Consider the following 16640-nt stretch of genomic DNA (forward strand, 5'->3'; position numbering starts at 1 on the left):
AACTACACCACAGAGGCAGACAAACACTGGTTTACAGTACACCACGGCAACTGCTCCCCAACCTTTATCGAATGCAATATTGCTACTATGCAGAGAGGCAGATAATCACAGAGCGTACAGATAGAATACTACATGCATCTACAGTAGATGCTAACCCGAAGATCTTGCAACACATAGGCACTCCGGCAACAAAATAACTACTCAACCTTTATCCTTATATTTAGATTTTGGATTGGCATAACCAGCACTCAATATTCAAGGCTGCTTACATGAATAAAATGAAAGTATTTATTGGACTTGTCTTGGCATGCATCGGCATTGCTATGATCGTCTCCTGCTTCTTTCAATTCCCGGCCCTCGACGATTTGGTTCCTGCCTATCTCAAAAAAGAATTCGGTCAGTTCGGTTCCATCCACTGGTACCTCACTCAGTCGAACGGCAGATACACAACCATTCCTATTTTCCTCCTGATCACACCAGGCCCGGAATCAATTGTCTGGTATCCCTGGCTGCTGCTGCTCTTCATCGTTTTCGCGATTGTATGTACTTACTGGTTCCTGAAAGTAGCAAGCCGGAATCTGCTCACAGATCAACCCGGCACCAGCACACTAATGTTGCTCTCTGGCATGCTCAACTTCACTTTCCTTGCTATCATTCCCGAAGTAGCTACCTATTTCTACTGGCTCGCCACAAGCATCACTTATCTGTTTCCTTTCAGTCTTTTTTTACTTTATCTCACAGCCTGGATCAATTACTTCAGTAATAATTCTAATAAATGGAAGCAAGCCATTATCATCAGCCTTCTTACTCTCTTACTCGGAGGCTGCAATGAAGTGATGATGTATTTTGCCTTTGCCATTCCCTTTCTCATTGCCGCAATGCTGGTTGCTTCCAAACACAGGATCCCTCAGCAGTTCATCCTCATTTTTGCAGTCACTTTTCTGATGGCTGCAATAGTGCTTTCTATGCCGGGAAACCTGGAACGTACCAATCATTACGGGGCCACACAATCTCTGATCATATCCCTCACCGGATCGGTATTCCGCACATTCAAACTGATACTTGTTTTGCTTACCAATCCACTGTTCTATATCAGCTGCGCAGGAGTAATCATTGCCTGTACACAACTGAACCCTCGTATCGTTGAGTTCTTCAAAACCAAAAGAACCAACTGGATTGTTGAACTGCTCACACTCGTCGCATTACTGTTATGTTTCGATCTGTTGATCCGGCAGCTGGCCAATAATGTAATTCCTCCCCGTGCAATCAATATCCTCATTTGCATTACCCTCATTGGTTGCTGGTGGATCATAATCATGAACAGTTTCAGGTTCGCAGGTCTGCTGAATTATATCCGTACAAACTATCATAAAGCCAACACTGTATATTGCTCCCTCTTTCTGATAGCATTGCTCGGCTCATCGTTTTTCAAAGATGTGATCAGCAATCTGATGCTGTTGCCTGTTCATGCAACTGTATTGAATCAACGGGTTGAAGCTATGGAAACGGCAAAACACAATGGCCTGAAAACCGCTGTGATACTGCCTTACAGCGAAGCAGTAAATGAACAGCTCCAGCTTCGCTATAAAGGAAAGAGCAGATTTGTACAGGAAGAATTTAAACTACCCCCATCTTTTGCTTATTTTAAAGATGAACCCTTTTCTGAAGAACATGCATTTGCTTACGCAGAATACTACGGTATCGATACCCTTGTTGCAGGAAATGCCAGGTATCTGCGAAGAGGATTGGACGAATCAAAAAGAGTACATCGTTAATCAATGAAATTCAGTATCGTTTTACCTGTTTATAATCGTATCTCAATGCTCAGTGACGGACTCACTGCATTGCACGATGTATTGAATAATCAGCCGTGTACCTACGAAATTCTGATTGTCGATGATGGATCGGTAATGAAAGATGAGATCAGAGCCATTGCAGCGCAACACAACTGTGGTTACCTTCGAAATGATCCCAATGCCGGCAAAGGAAATGCTGTTAGAAAAGGAGTGCTGGCCGCCAGTGGCGATTGCATTATTTTCATGGATGGCGACTTTCCGTTTGAACTGCAGGTGATTGAAAATATGATGCTGGCATTGCAGCAACATCCGATTGTTATTGGAGACAGAACTTTACCCGGATCAAAATATGCAAAAGAAACTGTAGTGCTCAGAAAAGCCGGCAGCCGCATTCTATCTTCCATCATCAATCGCTTTTACGTAAAAGGAATTACCGACAGCCAGTGTGGCATCAAAGGATTCCATGCGAAAATTGCCAAAGCCATGTTTGAAAGAATTACTCTCAATGGCTTTTCCTTCGATGTTGAATTGCTGTACATCGCGCAAAGAAATCAGATCCCTGTTCACAGAATTCCAGTGCATGTATTTGAACAGGAGGGGAGCTCGGTAAATGTATTCAAAGACGGACTGGTAATGCTTTTCAGCCTGTTCCAAATAAAATTGAACAACGCCCGCAGGAAATATACAATCGATGAATAGAAAATGGACCAACCGCATCCGCTTCATCATGGATGAATGCATGCCTTCCTTCATCAGGAACAGCAAGTGGTTCATGTATCCTTTCTATTACTATGCCTACCGCGGCCATAATATCGCTGCAGCGATGGATTTCAAAAAGAACTACTTCAAATGGACGCCCGCAGAATTGCAGCAATTCTATGAGAACATTCAATCTGTTTCAACCAACCGGCCAACGGATATTTCTCCGAACGGTCTGAAGTTCATCATCGATCAGTGCACACCTGATATTGCTTCCGTGCTGGATATTGGTTGTGGTAAAGGTTATCTGCTGAAGTTGCTGCACAAACATTATCCGAACCTTCAATTGCATGGTGCAGATTTTGTGGAGCATGCCGGCGTTGCAGAATTTCCCTTCACCAAAGCCGATGCAAAGAATCTTCCAATCCCCGATAGATCATTCGACCTTGTTGTTTGTACACATACCATCGAACATATCTATGAAGCTGATCAGCTGGTACATGAGCTTAAAAGAATTGCAAAAAAGAAATTGATAGTGATCACGCCCAAACAGCGCTATTTCTACTACACGCTCGATGAACATATCAATTTCTTTCCGGAAAAAGAACTGCTCACTTCACTCATCAACATGAGCAATTACACCTGTACCAATATCGATGGAGACTGGGTGTACACCGGCTATCTTCAATGATGCATTTCTGCCCCTTCATCAGTTGAATTAATGGTTTCCCGGTATTTTTTCTGCTGCCTGCATTAAAAATACTGCATACTGCACCATTGGTTTTTTACGTTACAGTGTTTGCTGTATCTTGGCGGCGCACAATCAAAACTTAACCCCAAAATCAAAGTCCCTCTGATGAAAATCATCTTTACCCTCATGGCTGTTATTGGCCTCTCCGTATCGTCTTTTGCCCAAACGGTTGCTGTTTCTTCCGACTCATTCGCATCCGACACTACTGTTGGCAAGCCTGCCAAAAAATCGTCCAAATGGTTCGATTACTCCAGAAACATCGTGAAAGTAAATCTCACTTCTCTGGCATTGAACAACTACGCCGTATCTTACGAGCGATTGGTTGGCCGCAAGATCTCTGTTATCGGCAGTTTCCGCTACATGCCCAAAACTAAGATCACCAGTACAATGCTTGGCAAAACCATTCTCGATATCGCAGACGAAGATGGAAAAGATATCGAAGCCCTCGCTACAAGCAACACCGCCATCACTGCCGGAGTTCGTTTCTACACCGGTAGCCGCGCTGGCGCAAAAGGCATCTACGCCGAGCTCTACGGGCGCTATGGCAATTTCAAACTCGACTACGACTATAGCTTCAGATCTAATGGGAAAGACTATCGCATGCTCATCCACGGCAATGCCAACGGATTCGGTGGTGGCCTGCTGATCGGTGGTCAGTTCACTGTTGCGAAAAACCTCTTTATTGATATCTACATCGTAGGTGCTCACTACGGAAAAACTACCGGCAATATCGATGGCATCAGCGATCTCAGATCTATGACACCCGCCGAAAGAAAAGATATGCAGGATGATATCAACGACATCGCAGGCGATATCGTGAGCAAAGATTTCATCAAAGCAGAAGTGAACGAAAACGGCGTGAAAGGCAAGCTCAACGGGCCTTTCATTGGTGCAAGAGCGCTTGGCATCACCATCGGCTGGGGATTCTAAACCAGCGTTACCCGAAAATAATTGCAGGGCTGTTCTCACCAGAACAGCCCTTTTCTTTTACTCGCAGGAAGCTTACATTTGTTACCATGCGTTGCCTCACTGTCATATGCCTGTTGCTGGTGGTAGCAGCTGTTCGCCCCGCTCCCAAGAAAGCCTGGCGGCTGCAGGGATTTGCACAGGGCACTACCTGGCATATCACTTACTATTCAACTGACAGCATTCTGTCTTTTCAATCGATCGACAGCACACTGCAACAACTCGACAGTTCACTTTCCATCTACAAACCATACTCACGCATCAGCCGCTTCAATGATGCCTCCGACTGCATTGAATCCGACATTCATCTCAGCAATGTGGTGGAAGCTGCTTTGCAGACTTATGCAGCCACCAATGGTATTTTCGACATCACCATTTATCCTGTTGTGCAGGCCTGGGGATTTGGTACAAAAAAGGTTACTGAATTGCCAGATTCCTTTATGATTCAGCAACTCAGAGCTTGCGTCAATTCCCGATATTTATCCTTCAGAGGCAGCAGACTCTGCAAGCAGCAACCCTGCGTGAAAATCGATGTCAACGGCATAGCACAGGGATACAGTGTTGATGTACTCGCAGACCTGCTCGAACAGCGCGGCATAACGGATTACATCATCGAGCTTGGAGGCGAGATCAGACTCAGGGGAAGAAAATATCCTGGTGGTGAAAAAATGCAAATCGGTATCGAAGCTCCCGGCGATAATGAATTTCAGCCAGCTATGCTGCAGCAAGTGATTGCTCCCGGTGATGGAGCCATCACCACCTCCGGAAGCTATCGCAAGTTCTATGAATCGGATGGGAAAAAGATTACGCATATCATCGATGCAAGAACCGGTTATCCGGTGCAGAATCAATTGATCAGCGTTACCGTTCTTGCAAAAAAAGCCATCACTGCAGATGCATACGACAATGCGCTGATGGCAATGGGACTGAAGCAGGCATTCGCATTTTTGCAGCATCATCCCGAACTCGAAGCATATTTCATTTACAGAAAACAGGATGGCAGCATCGCCGATACTGGTACCGCCGGTTTCGAAAAATGGAAGATCGTTGAATGAGTCCGGCAACGGAGCCGGTTATTTTTAATAGTTCTGAAACATCTACTATGAGCAGAAGAACATTTCTCCGTCAGGCCGGTATACTTTCAGGTGGCCTGCTTCTTCATCATCAACTCATGGCCGCCTACAGCAGCCGGTTGCGACAAACCATCAATATCGGTTTCATCGGATGCGGAGACAGGGGAAGGGGATTGCTTCACGTAATGAAAGATCTTCCCGAACAGTTCAAAGTAACTGCCATCTGCGACATACTCGACTTCCGCCTTGCACAAATGCAGAAAGAAGTAAGCGATGATGTGAAGACTTACAAAGATCATCGTCAACTGCTCGAAGATACCAATGTAGATGCCGTGATCATTGCTACTCCGCTCAACATGCACTATCCCATCGCCGCCCATGCTCTGGCCGCAGGCAAGCATGTGTTTCTCGAAAAAACCATGACCTACAATATCTCCGAAGCGCAGCAGCTGGTGGCGCTCTCCAAAAAACATGCAAAGCAGGTATTGCAGGTAGGTCATCAATACAGGTACGTGCCGCTTTATTTCAGAGTGAAGGAAATGATAGAAAAAGGATACCTCGGAAAAGTTACGCATATAGATTGCCGTTGGGACAGAAACTGGAACTGGCGACGCCCCGTACCTGATGGATACACAGACAAACAGGTTAACTGGAGAATGTACAAAGCTTATTCCGGCGGACTCGTAGCCGAGCTGCTTTCGCACCAGATCGATTTCGTAAACTGGGCATTCAACACGCATCCCGATGAAGTGATGGGTACCGGTGGTATCGATTTCTACAAAGACGGAAGAGAGACCTACGACAATGTGCAGGTTGTGCTTCGCTACAATCAGGGCAATATGATCGGAAACTTCGGTGCAACCTGCGCCAATGCACGCGAAGGATATATCTTCAAACTAAAAGGAACCAAAGGTACTGTAAGCCTGTTGGTGAACGAAGGCGTATTCTATCCGGAACCCGCCACCAGAAAGGAATTGCAAACGGTGGACGGTGTGAGCGGAGCCACTAAGATCGAGTGGAATACCGACGGTGGAATTCCCATTCTCAAAGAAAAAGGGAAAGATGGAACCTGGTACGCACTTAAAGATTTTCATAAATGCATAACAGAGAAACAAATACCAGCGTCGAACGTAATCACAGGAGCTACCACAGCCGTATGTGTGCATCTTGCTAACGATGCGGCATATGCGCATTCTGTAAGACAATGGAAACCTGCATTCAACTTTTCAACCTAATACTGTTGTTGACATGAAAAAGATACTTCAATTAGCCCTTGCTGTACTAAGCATTTCAGCAGCCAATGCCCAATCGTCTGAAAAAGGATGGACCAGTCTCTTCGATGGCAAATCGCTCGATGGCTGGAAAAAACTGGGCAAGGCCGAATACCGGATCGAGAATGGAGCTATCACAGGCATTACCGTTCCCAATTCTCCCAATACTTTTCTGATGACGGAGAAAGTATACGGAGACTTTATTCTCGAAATGGATATGTTCATGGAAGACACTACCAGCAACAGCGGTATTCAATTCCGCAGTCATATCAATCCGGAAGGGAACAATGGCGCGGGCCGTGTATTTGGCTATCAGCTCGATGTAGATCCTTCTTCCCGCAAATGGACCGGAGGCATTTACGACGAAGGTAGAAGAGAATGGCTTTACGCACTCTCACTCAACAAACAGGCGCAACCAGCTTTCAGAAACGGCGAATGGAACAAGTTCCGCATCGAAGCCATCGGGCATGAAATCAAAACATGGGTGAACGGTATTCCCTGTGCCTATATGATCGATACAGTGGATGCATCCGGCTTTATCGCGTTGCAGGTGCATGCCATCAAAAATGAATCCCAGGCAGGAAAGAAGATCTTTTGGAAGAATATCCGTATCAAAACCTCCGGGCTGAAATCCACGCCATTTCCCAAAGACATCTACGTGTACAATGCCATTCCCAATACCCTTACGGAGTATGAAAAGAAGAGCGGCTGGAAATTATTGTTCGATGGAAAAACTACCAACGGCTGGAAAGGCGCGTACAAGCCCGGTTTCCCCGAAAAGGGATGGGAAGTGAAAGATGGTGAATTGCGCGTACTCGGTTCCGACGGCAAAGAATCTACCAACGGCGGAGATATCGTAACACTCGATCAATACAGCGCCTTCGATATCTCCTGGGATTTTAAGCTCACTACCGGAGCCAACAGTGGTTTGAAATATTTCGTTACTCTTTCAGAAAACAACAAAGGTTCAGCTATCGGCCTCGAATACCAGATGCTCGACGATAAAGTTCATCCCGACGCCAAACTGGGAAGAGATGGCAACCGCACACTTGCATCGTTGTACGATCTCATCACGGCAGTAAAACCGGAAAGATTTGTAAAGCAGCCCGGCAACTGGAATACAGCCCGTCTCATCGTTTATCCCAACAATCATGTGGAGCATTATCTCAATGGATTGAAAGTGCTGGAATACGATCGCGGTTCAGAAGCATTTCGTCAACTGGTAGCCCTCAGCAAGTACAAAGTATGGCCAAACTTTGGTGAAGCGCCAAAGGGGCATATTCTGCTGCAGGATCATGGTGATGCTGTAAGCTTCAGAAGCATCAAGATCAGGAAATTGTAATATTTAGTATGTTCATTAACGTTAGGTGCCGGTTTTATACCGGCACTTTTTTATTGGAGGAGTCCGGAAACTGTTGACACACCATCGATTATCCGGCAGCAAATAACGATAACGGCAAGGAAATGGTTGAATGTCAGCAACTCCTTTTTCTGTTTTGGCGCTCTTCCGGCAATTGATTATTTTGTTACTCAAACGAAAGCACATGAAAGTAGACAAAGCCAGCCGCACTGCTCAATACATGGCTTTCTTCAGAGCACTTGAATCTACAAGGCCGGCAGACAAAAGATTGTTCAATGATCCTTATGCCAGATTCTTTCTAGATAATGGACTAAGGAGATGGATCAATCTTTCCACCATCCCATTTGCCAGAAAGATCATTCACCGGATCGCGCACAAACGCATACCCGGCGGGCTTAGTTCCGGCGTTGCCAGAACCAGGTATATCGACGATCTGCTGAAAAGCACCATCGACAAAGGAGTAAAGCAGGTGATAATGCTGGGCGCTGGTTTCGATACAAGAGCCATGCGGCTCGATTTTCTGCACAATACCAATATCATCGAAATAGATCACCCCAACACTGCCAAACAGAAGCTGGGTGCTATTCAGAGCGAAATGGGAAACCTCCCGCAGAACACACGTTTCTATCAGATGGACTTCAACGAACAAAGTCTGGAAGATCTCGCCCATACACGCAATATCGACATGAGTCTCCCCACAACTTTTATCTGGGAAGGAGTAAGCAATTACCTCACCGATAAAGCAGTGGCAGGCACTTTCGCATTCTTTGAAAAATTTGCATCCGGTTCCTATATCATCTTCACATATGTTCATCAGCAGATGCTCGACGAACCCCATTCTTTTTTCGGCGGAGAAAAACTGCTGAACGATCTGGCGAATATCGAAGAACGCTGGACTTTCGGCTGGTATCCCGAAGATCTTCCCCAGTATCTTGAAAAGTATCATTGCACATTGATCGAAGACAAAGGTGCGGTGGAGTACCGCGATATCTATATGCCGGAACGACCGGAGCGTGGATATGAATTCTACCGTGTTGCCATGGCAGAACGGGACTAAAAAAGAAAAGCCCCGCCTAAACAGGCGCGGCCAATTAAACCCTAAAAACAACTACTTAAAAAGCAGATTTGGTTTCACTGCGGCTGTCGGTGATCACAGGGATCCTTGAGCCGTAGGATAATATTTTTCTGGTGATCCGGTTCCACCATCCGGGCATATGAAATTCCTTCAGTGGATTGGCCATTATCAGATCTGCATTGATGCGTTTTGAAAATTCGAGTGTACTCTTCGCAAGATTCTTCCCTTCGAGAATAAAACATTGTACAGGAATGGTGCTGAGGCTCTGGATCACTTCGAGTGCAGTATCCATGAGTCCATTTGCTGTATTGTGTTTATTGCTTTCGTCTTTCAATGAAACGAGGTACACGGTAGATTTGAAAGAACGTGCGAGCATGGTGGCCAGCTTGATGCGATGCAGTGGCAAATTATCCGTAAGCGGCAGCACGATCTTCTTGAAATGACTTACCAGTCCGCTTGAGCGAATAGCCAGTACAGGCACATTTGTTTTTCTTGCGAGCCTGCTGATGGAAACTGTAGACAGAATGCGGTGCAGCAGATTGAATCTTGCCAAACCAACCACTACCATATCCATCTGGAACTTTTCGATATAGTCTGCGAGTTGCTGACTGGGATTTCCGCGCAGTAGACTGATCTCTATATTGCCGCCTCCGCAGAGATGGTTCCTGTAAACATTGCGCAGGTTCTCCAGTTTTTTTCTGGCGTTGGTGAGGTCTGCCGAATCGTACGAAGGCATCATCATGCTCATGTCGAGTGGCATCAGCGGCATCAGTCCTCCGTTTGAAACATGCACCAGGTGCACATTGCAATGAAATGTATTGGCCAGTTCGATGGCTTTGCTGATGGCCCATTTGTTCTTGCTGGTGAAATCAACAGGAACCAGGATATTGTAAAGAGTCTTCGGCATAAGCGTTCTTTTTAAGGTTTAAAAAACAGTTAGTCAAATTAATCCGCCAGTTCCAGCAGGCTCTGAAAACTTTCTTCCATGATATTTGTGCCGGCGATGGTTTTCAGCAATTCGTCTTTGGTGCGGAACGAAACGCCTTTTCCGCCGTGGCCGATCATGCATCTGTCGTCGCGGCTATCGCCAACAACGATGCAGTTTTTCAGTTGCACATTATATTTATCACAGGCATGCTGCAGGGCATTCGTTTTGCAATAAGCATGCCCGCATGGGCTTTCCGGTGATCCGAAGAAATAGGAGGGAAGATTCACTTCTCCTGTAACTTTCCCATCGAAGAATTCGAGTTGATTGGCATAGGTGAAATCTGCGCCGATCTGTTGTTTCACATAATTGGTGATAAGCGTATAGCTGTTGCTGATGATGCCGATGATATAACCCCTAGCCTTCAGTTCTGCAATCACTTCTTTGATATCGCTGATCATTTCAATGCCGGCTGCAACATTCAGCAGATCGTCGATGGTGCGGCCTTTCAGCAGCAGACCGATCCGCTTGGTAAGAATGATAGGATCGCGTTCCTGTGCGCGGAGATCTTCGAGTTTAGCGGTGAATCCGAATTGCCTGGCACATTCGTCGATGGTGCGTCCTTTGAGAATCGTATCGTCCATATCGAAGATGGCCATCTTGTGAAAGCCGCACAATTTTTCTTTGAGCGTTTTATTCATTTCACTGTTGATGGCTTCGAGCGAATGAATATCTTCTTCACTGATCTCTTCAGGATGCTGGCGTTGTGCTTTGGTGATGATGGCGCGGCTCACTTCTTTACTCATCTTGCCCAGCGCCTGCCAGGGTTTGCTTTTATTTTCGATATAACCGATATTGATTTCGCGGATGCGCGCTTTCATCAGGTACATATCTATGAGTATGCCGATATCAACACCATAATCGTTGAAGAAATCTATTTTGCTGAAGAACGATTTTTTTCCTGCTATCATTCCGCTCAATGGCTGAGAGAAGTGGGAGAGACCGGGATAGAAAATATTGAGCAATGGTTTTGCTACGAGTTCGGTAACACGGCCGGCATTGCGGGCAAAACTTCCTTTTACAAAATCAGCTTCATTGAGCACCAGAGGTTCGGTAAGATGTGTGATAGTTTCTTCGGGGTAGGGATCGATATCTCCATCGAGAAAAACAATCAGGTCCTGTGTAGCCTGTTCAATGCCGTCTTTCATGGAAATACCTTTTCCTCTCACCTGACTGGTGATCACTTTTGCGCCGGCAGCTGCTGCGATTTGTGGCGTTTTGTCCTCAGATTTATCATCCACCACAATTACTTCAGATACGAGTGGATGGCTGAGACAAAATCTCACTACATTCTCGATAGTATTCTCTTCATTTAATACCGGGATAATTACAGTTAGCACAAGTACCTCCTTTTATTTTACTACGGTTTGAATTGATCTTTCTGCACTTGATTGGTAGTTCCTGCCGAAGGGTTTTGTGAGGGATGGCTGTTGCAGGGAAGTTATGACAAAAGCCGTGCCTTAACCCGGTGAATACGGTAAATTTTACATCAATTGTGGATATGTTCTCCTGAGTGCTGAGAGCCTGAAACAGGCTCCGTGGTAATATGCAGCCCCAACCTTTGTGTGGCGTTAAAACAGCATTAAAAACCTATTAAACCGGGGTAATAAAAAAGATAACAGAGCGGTGAGAAATACCGGGATATTTTATTGCTGTCCCTAAGATACAGTTTAGGTGGATGCGGAAACGGGACTGAAGAAAAAATGGCAGAGAAATGAAACTGCAGGCAGTTGTGCTGCAAAGGGGTAACGATTCAAAATATTGAATGCTGTATCACTATGGGAATTGATGCATCGCTGCAAGGCATTAGAGGCAAAATCAGCGCTTTTAATGCCAGTTGATGCACATTCGTTATTTGTAAATCGAATAAGCGGAAAAATCGGCAAATGAGGGATGAATGCATTTTTCGGTTATTCAACAACGTTACTACTGATTGATCTAAAAAAAATCTCCTGCCAATTGGCAGGAGATTTATGTTGTAAAAAGCGATTAGTTGAGTTGATTAGAAATCCCTGTTGTAACCGCCGCCGCCGCCTCTGTTGAAGCCGCCTTTTTTGTAGCCGCCGCCGCCGCCAGAGCCGCCGCCGAAGCTTCTTTTCTTGAAGCCGCCGCCGCCGCCACCACCATTCTGTGGTTTAGGTTGAGCTTCGTTAACGATGATCTTTCTGCCGAGTACTTCTGATTCGTACAGGCTGGTGAGTGCATTCTGAGCTTCTGAATCTTCAGGCATTTCAACGAAACCGAAGCCTTTGCTGCGACCACTGGCTTTGTCCTTTACGATTTTTGCAGAAGTAACAGAACCATACTGTTCGAATAAGGTTCTCAGATCGTCGTCGGTCATTTGCCAGGAAAGGTTCCCTACGTAAATGTTCATTGTAACAATAATTTTAGATGTTCTGAAAAAAGATAATGATGCAAGTTGCTGCAATGAACTGAGGAAACCGGAATAACAGGTAAAGCACTTCAGAACATGAGAACTACTTCATTAACCATACATGAAGATAAGAAATAATTTGATTTACCAAAAAAAAATACGAGCAAATTCAGAAGGGATAAGCATTTGAAGAAATTGCGATATGTTTCGGGTAACCAGCATTTTAGGACGATGGCAATGTGGTTTCCCGACAAACGGGCGCTGCTGCTGCATCGGTTTGGAGCGGGAGAATGAGAATGTTGAAGTGATGGGCAGATAATATGGTTTCCGGCGCAGAAAAACCTGCAAAAAATCTGACGCAGCAATGACAATTGCAGAGCCGCAAGAGCGGCTTACTGGTAGCAGGAGGGCGGATAAATGGCATTGAAGTGTATCGGGTACAGGTAATCGAAATCAATAAAAAAGGGCGCTGATTCAGCGCCCTTTCAATATCTGCAGACTGTAAGATTACTCAGCTACAACTTCAAATTCAACTTCGGTACTTTGACCGTTGCCGAAATCGATAGTGGCTTTGTAAGTGCCCAGTTCTTTCACTTCGTCAACGATAGAGATCTTCTTGCGATCGATCTCATATCCTTTCTGCTCGCGGATAGCGCGGCTGATCTGAAGAGAAGTTACGCTACCGAAGATTTTGCCGCTGGTACCGGATTTAGCTCCGATTTTCAGCACACCATCTTTCAGTTTAGCAATTACTTCCTTGATAGCTGCCAGCATGATCTCTTCTTTCTTGCGAACGATCTTCATCCTTTCTTCCAGTTGTTTCAGATTGGATGAACTTGCTTCAACCGCAAATTTTTGCGGAATCAGAAAGTTGCGGGCGTATCCGTTGCGTACTTTAACTACCTCGTTTTTGGCACCTAAGTTATCTACGTCTTGTATGAGTATAATGTCCATGGTGTCTATTTTAAAAGGTCAGTTACATACGGCAACAAAGCCATCTGGCGGGCTTTTTTCACAGCCTGAGCCACTTTACGCTGGTACTTCAGAGAGTTACCGGTAATGCGACGGGGCAGCATCTTGCCTTGTTCATTCAGGAATTTCTTCAGGAACTCTGCGTCCTTATAATCGATATACTTGATACCATACTTCTTGAAACGGCAGAATTTCTTCTTTGGTTTCTCGGTTTTGATGGCCGTCAGGTATTTTATCTCATTTGCTTTTGCCATGATGATTAACCCTCGATTGCTTTTTCAGTTCCTGTTGGTACACCACTTCTCTTTTTACCATTGTACTCGACGGCGTATTTATCGAGTGCAGTGAACATGTGACGGAGAATGTTCTCGTCACGGAGCATCTGAATTTTAAACTGCTCATTGAAGGTGGATGGCGCCTGATATTCCAGAACCCAGTACAAGCCTGTGGTTTTCTTCTGGATCGGATACGCCAGTGATTTCAGACCCCAGGGATTTTCGTGCACAACAGCACCGCCATTCTCTTTAATGAAGTCGGTGTATTTTTTCTGAGCCGCTTTGAAATCGTCATCAGAAAGCACAGGGGTAAAAATCACCATCAATTCGTAATTGTTCATGATCCCTGTTTAGTTTTTAAATATTGTGAAAATTGTTCTTTCCCTTTACCCGCCTGATTTCTCAATCGGCTAAGGGGCTGCAAAGATACATACATTCTGCTTTCCCACAAAAGCCCCAACGGGAAAAGTTTTGAGGAATAAGCGCCAATCGTACCCCCTTGTAAATCAGACAAGTAAATCACTTCAAAACCCGGCCTGGTAAAACTAACAATGCCAAACCACAACAACATACCCCCAAATCCGGCGCAAAGTTAATCCATCCATCGGATCATCTTCCTACACGCCTCCCGGTAACTATCGCGCCAAATTTCATGGACCATCGCCATCAACCTTAACCTCAACTTCTTCCCATATCCTTTATCTAAACACAACCATCATCTCACCCAACTCTTTTCAGTTCTCCATCATTCAGGCATCCGTCAATATTTCCAGAAACCTTCCCAGTCTCATTCCCAAACTGCCAGAACTTCCCATCGATCGAACCATCAACATTCTCATGAATCCCTTGTCGCAAACCCAACGCGAGACCACCCTCTCCTTACTCACCCTCCAAAAAATCCGTCAGTTTCAGCGGGCAGGGGCTCATGTGGGGATGCGCGTTCAGGACCTTGGAATGTGTTGCACAGCAGCTCAACCCCGTACTGCCGCTCAATCCTCCATTCAAATGCCCACCGGAGTCAACCCCTCCCCGGCACATTCCTCGGACTGGACACGCATCACCCACTGAGCCCCGCAAAAACAAATCAACCCATACATCCTCCCCATCTGCAAACTGACAATTTTACCTCCCGCCCCGCAATGGCACTTCTTTTGGTACCTTGAAAAAAAATTTTCTCCTACTATGCAAAAAGGATCGATCAGGGTACAAACCGAGAACATTTTTCCCATTATCAAAAAGTTCCTCTACAGCGATCACGACATTTTCCTCCGCGAATTGATCAGCAACGCCGTAGACGCCACTCAGAAACTCAAAACCCTCAGCTCAATCGGCGAAGCCAAAGGCGAACTCGGCGAGCTGAAGATCGAAGTGAAACTGGATACCGAGAACAAAACCATCACCATCTCCGACCGCGGCCTCGGCATGACTGCCGACGAAGTAGAGAAATACATCAATCAGGTGGCTTTCTCCGGCGCAGAAGAGTTCGTGAACAAATACAAAGGACAAAACGAAAACAATATCATCGGTAAGTTCGGATTAGGATTCTATTCCGCTTTCATGGTGAGCGACAGAGTAGAGATCTTCACAAAAAGCTTCCGCGAAGGCAGCAAAGCGGTTCGTTGGGAGTGCGATGGAAGTCCAGAGTACACGCTCGAAGAAACAGAGAAAGAACAACGTGGTACCGATATCGTATTGCATGTAAATGAAGAGAGCAAAGAGTTTCTCGATGATATCCGCATCGAGTCTGTACTGAAAAGATTCTGCCGTTTCCTTCCTGTTCCTATTTTCTTCGAAGGAAAAGAGAAAGAAGAAAATCCAACTCCGATCAACAACACACAGCCTGCATGGGTGAAGAAGCCATCGGAGCTGACTACAGAAGATTATCAGAATTTCTACAAGGAACTCTATCCTTATAATGAGTTGCCTTTATTCTGGATCCATCTGAATGTGGATTATCCTTTCAACCTCACCGGTATTCTGTATTTCCCCAAGATCAAACAGAACTACGAAATTCAGAAAGATAAGATTCAGCTCTACGCCAATCAGGTGTTCGTTACCGACGAAGTGAAGGATATCGTGCCTGAGTTTCTGATGCTGCTGCAGGGTGTGATCGACTCTCCGGACATTCCGCTCAACGTGAGCAGAAGTTACCTGCAGGGCGATCCGAATGTGAAGAAGATCAACAACCACATCACCAAGAAAGTGGCGGATAAGCTCGAAGAGATCTTCAAAAACGAACGCGCATCATTCGAAGAGAAATGGGACAGCCTTGCGCTGTTTGTGAAATACGGAATGATGACGGATGATAAATTCCTCGATAAAGCCAACAAGTTCCATCTCTTCCAAACAGCGGATGGCAGCAAGTTCTACACGCTCGAAGAATATCGTCTCGCAGCAGAAACATTGCAGAAGAACAAAGAAGGAAAGCTGGTGATTCTTTACACCACTGATACTGTGCAGCAGGATGCATACATCAAAGCCGCGGAAGCGAAAGGGTATATCGTTGTGAAGCTCGATACACTGATCGATGCAAGTTTCATCAATCAGATGGAAGGCAAATGGAACGATATCCATTTCAATCGTGTTGATGCAGACATCACCGATAACCTGATCGACAAACAGGAGAATACCAGCATGGTGCTCACTGAGTCGGAGCAGAGCACACTGAAGAATCTCTTCGAAATAAAACCAGCCAATCTGCAGGTGACTGTAGAATTCAAAGGACTGAGCGCCGATGCACCACCGGTGCTGGCTACACGCCCGGAGTTCATGCGCCGCATGAAAGATATGGCTGCCATGAGCGGACCAATGGGAAGCTTCTACGCAAATATGCCGGACGAAGTAACGCTCACTGTTAATGGCAATCACCCCATCTATCAGCAGGTGCTGGCAACAGCCGATGCAGGCAAACAGGAAAAGATGACGCGCAATCTGGCGGATCTTGCACTGCTCAGCCAGGGATTGCTGAAAGGCACGGAACTCACCAGCTTCATCAACCGAAGTGTTGATCTGCTGAAGAGCGAAGCATAATTAAATAATGAAA

At 45.6% G+C, this 16640-nt stretch carries 15 protein-coding genes; 9 read left to right on the forward strand and 6 right to left on the reverse strand.

Annotation, left to right across the window (positions count from 1 at the left end; genetic code table 11):
* Nucleotides 1-278 precede the first annotated feature (278 nt).
* From HHL16_RS17290 to HHL16_RS17325, 8 genes are all read left to right on the forward strand, one after another.
* Entirely contained in the window at nt 279-1775 is a 1497-nt protein-coding gene (locus HHL16_RS17290; RefSeq protein ID WP_169426500.1) for a DUF6056 family protein, read from the forward strand.
* A gap of 3 nt (nt 1776-1778) precedes the next feature.
* Nucleotides 1779-2495, forward strand: coding sequence for a glycosyltransferase (locus HHL16_RS17295; protein ID WP_277349391.1), 717 nt, complete (start codon nt 1779-1781; stop codon nt 2493-2495).
* Nucleotides 2488-3186, forward strand: a complete 699-nt coding sequence (locus tag HHL16_RS17300; RefSeq protein WP_169426502.1) for a class I SAM-dependent methyltransferase — start codon at nt 2488-2490, stop codon at nt 3184-3186. Before HHL16_RS17295 ends, HHL16_RS17300 begins: the two co-directional genes overlap by 8 nt.
* A 165-nt stretch (nt 3187-3351) precedes the next feature.
* Entirely contained in the window at nt 3352-4176 is an 825-nt protein-coding gene (locus HHL16_RS17305; RefSeq protein WP_169426503.1) for a DUF3575 domain-containing protein, read from the forward strand.
* An 86-nt stretch (nt 4177-4262) separates the two neighbouring features.
* Nucleotides 4263-5267, forward strand: coding sequence for an FAD:protein FMN transferase (locus tag HHL16_RS17310; RefSeq protein WP_169426505.1), 1005 nt, complete (start codon nt 4263-4265; stop codon nt 5265-5267).
* Between the two features lie 47 nt (nt 5268-5314).
* Entirely contained in the window at nt 5315-6520 is a 1206-nt protein-coding gene (locus HHL16_RS17315; protein ID WP_169426507.1) for a Gfo/Idh/MocA family oxidoreductase, read from the forward strand.
* Nucleotides 6521-6533: 13 nt separating this feature from the next.
* On the forward strand, nt 6534-7898 hold the full coding sequence (locus HHL16_RS17320) for a DUF1080 domain-containing protein (RefSeq protein WP_169426508.1): 1365 nt from the start codon (nt 6534-6536) through the stop codon (nt 7896-7898).
* A 202-nt stretch (nt 7899-8100) separates the two neighbouring features.
* Nucleotides 8101-8973, forward strand: a complete 873-nt coding sequence (locus tag HHL16_RS17325; protein WP_169426510.1) for an SAM-dependent methyltransferase — start codon at nt 8101-8103, stop codon at nt 8971-8973.
* Between the two features lie 55 nt (nt 8974-9028).
* On the opposite strand, the gene HHL16_RS17330 is transcribed toward HHL16_RS17325, so the two are convergent.
* The 6 genes from HHL16_RS17330 to rpsF form a co-directional block, all read right to left on the reverse strand.
* The gene (locus HHL16_RS17330; protein WP_169426512.1) at nt 9029-9898 is read right to left on the reverse strand and encodes a universal stress protein; all 870 of its coding nucleotides are present in this window, start codon (nt 9896-9898) and stop codon (nt 9029-9031) included.
* A 38-nt stretch (nt 9899-9936) separates the two neighbouring features.
* A complete protein-coding gene (locus HHL16_RS25345) occupies nt 9937-11316 on the reverse strand; it encodes an HAD-IB family phosphatase (protein WP_169426514.1) in 1380 nt (459 codons plus the stop codon).
* Between the two features lie 662 nt (nt 11317-11978).
* On the reverse strand, nt 11979-12350 hold the full coding sequence (locus HHL16_RS17340) for an RNA-binding protein (RefSeq protein WP_206022487.1): 372 nt from the start codon (nt 12348-12350) through the stop codon (nt 11979-11981).
* A 507-nt stretch (nt 12351-12857) separates the two neighbouring features.
* Nucleotides 12858-13304 carry a 50S ribosomal protein L9 gene (rplI, locus tag HHL16_RS17345; protein ID WP_169426516.1) on the reverse strand — a complete coding sequence of 149 codons (447 nt, stop codon included), beginning with the start codon at nt 13302-13304 and terminating at the stop codon, nt 12858-12860.
* A 5-nt stretch (nt 13305-13309) separates the two neighbouring features.
* Entirely contained in the window at nt 13310-13576 is a 267-nt protein-coding gene (gene rpsR, locus HHL16_RS17350; protein ID WP_169426518.1) for a 30S ribosomal protein S18, read from the reverse strand.
* Nucleotides 13577-13581: 5 nt separating this feature from the next.
* Entirely contained in the window at nt 13582-13938 is a 357-nt protein-coding gene (rpsF, locus tag HHL16_RS17355) for a 30S ribosomal protein S6 (protein ID WP_169426520.1), read from the reverse strand.
* A gap of 841 nt (nt 13939-14779) precedes the next feature.
* Between rpsF and htpG the strand changes: the two genes are divergently transcribed.
* Nucleotides 14780-16627: a molecular chaperone HtpG gene (gene htpG / locus HHL16_RS17360; protein WP_169426522.1), complete on the forward strand. Its 1848-nt coding sequence runs from the start codon at nt 14780-14782 to the stop codon at nt 16625-16627.
* The last annotated feature ends 13 nt before the right edge of the window (nt 16628-16640 follow it).

Source organism: Pseudoflavitalea sp. G-6-1-2 (assembly GCF_012927185.1).
Lineage (GTDB): Bacteria > Bacteroidota > Bacteroidia > Chitinophagales > Chitinophagaceae > Pseudobacter.

What these genes read in the sequence shown, in the direction of transcription:
- HHL16_RS17340 (WP_206022487.1), bottom strand. Translation starts at nt 12,350, where the DNA reads ATGAACATTTACGTAGGGAACCTTTCCTGGCAAATGACCGACGACGAT.
- rpsR (WP_169426518.1), bottom strand. Translation starts at nt 13,576, where the DNA reads ATGGCAAAAGCAAATGAGATAAAATACCTGACGGCCATCAAAACCGAG.
- HHL16_RS17320 (WP_169426508.1), top strand. Translation starts at nt 6,534, where the DNA reads ATGAAAAAGATACTTCAATTAGCCCTTGCTGTACTAAGCATTTCAGCA.
- htpG (WP_169426522.1), top strand. Translation starts at nt 14,780, where the DNA reads ATGCAAAAAGGATCGATCAGGGTACAAACCGAGAACATTTTTCCCATT.
- HHL16_RS17300 (WP_169426502.1), top strand. Translation starts at nt 2,488, where the DNA reads ATGAATAGAAAATGGACCAACCGCATCCGCTTCATCATGGATGAATGC.
- HHL16_RS17315 (WP_169426507.1), top strand. Translation starts at nt 5,315, where the DNA reads ATGAGCAGAAGAACATTTCTCCGTCAGGCCGGTATACTTTCAGGTGGC.
- rpsF (WP_169426520.1), bottom strand. Translation starts at nt 13,938, where the DNA reads ATGAACAATTACGAATTGATGGTGATTTTTACCCCTGTGCTTTCTGAT.
- rplI (WP_169426516.1), bottom strand. Translation starts at nt 13,304, where the DNA reads ATGGACATTATACTCATACAAGACGTAGATAACTTAGGTGCCAAAAAC.
- HHL16_RS17290 (WP_169426500.1), top strand. Translation starts at nt 279, where the DNA reads ATGAAAGTATTTATTGGACTTGTCTTGGCATGCATCGGCATTGCTATG.
- HHL16_RS17310 (WP_169426505.1), top strand. Translation starts at nt 4,263, where the DNA reads ATGCGTTGCCTCACTGTCATATGCCTGTTGCTGGTGGTAGCAGCTGTT.
- HHL16_RS17305 (WP_169426503.1), top strand. Translation starts at nt 3,352, where the DNA reads ATGAAAATCATCTTTACCCTCATGGCTGTTATTGGCCTCTCCGTATCG.
- HHL16_RS17330 (WP_169426512.1), bottom strand. Translation starts at nt 9,898, where the DNA reads ATGCCGAAGACTCTTTACAATATCCTGGTTCCTGTTGATTTCACCAGC.
- HHL16_RS17325 (WP_169426510.1), top strand. Translation starts at nt 8,101, where the DNA reads ATGAAAGTAGACAAAGCCAGCCGCACTGCTCAATACATGGCTTTCTTC.
- HHL16_RS17295 (WP_277349391.1), top strand. Translation starts at nt 1,779, where the DNA reads ATGAAATTCAGTATCGTTTTACCTGTTTATAATCGTATCTCAATGCTC.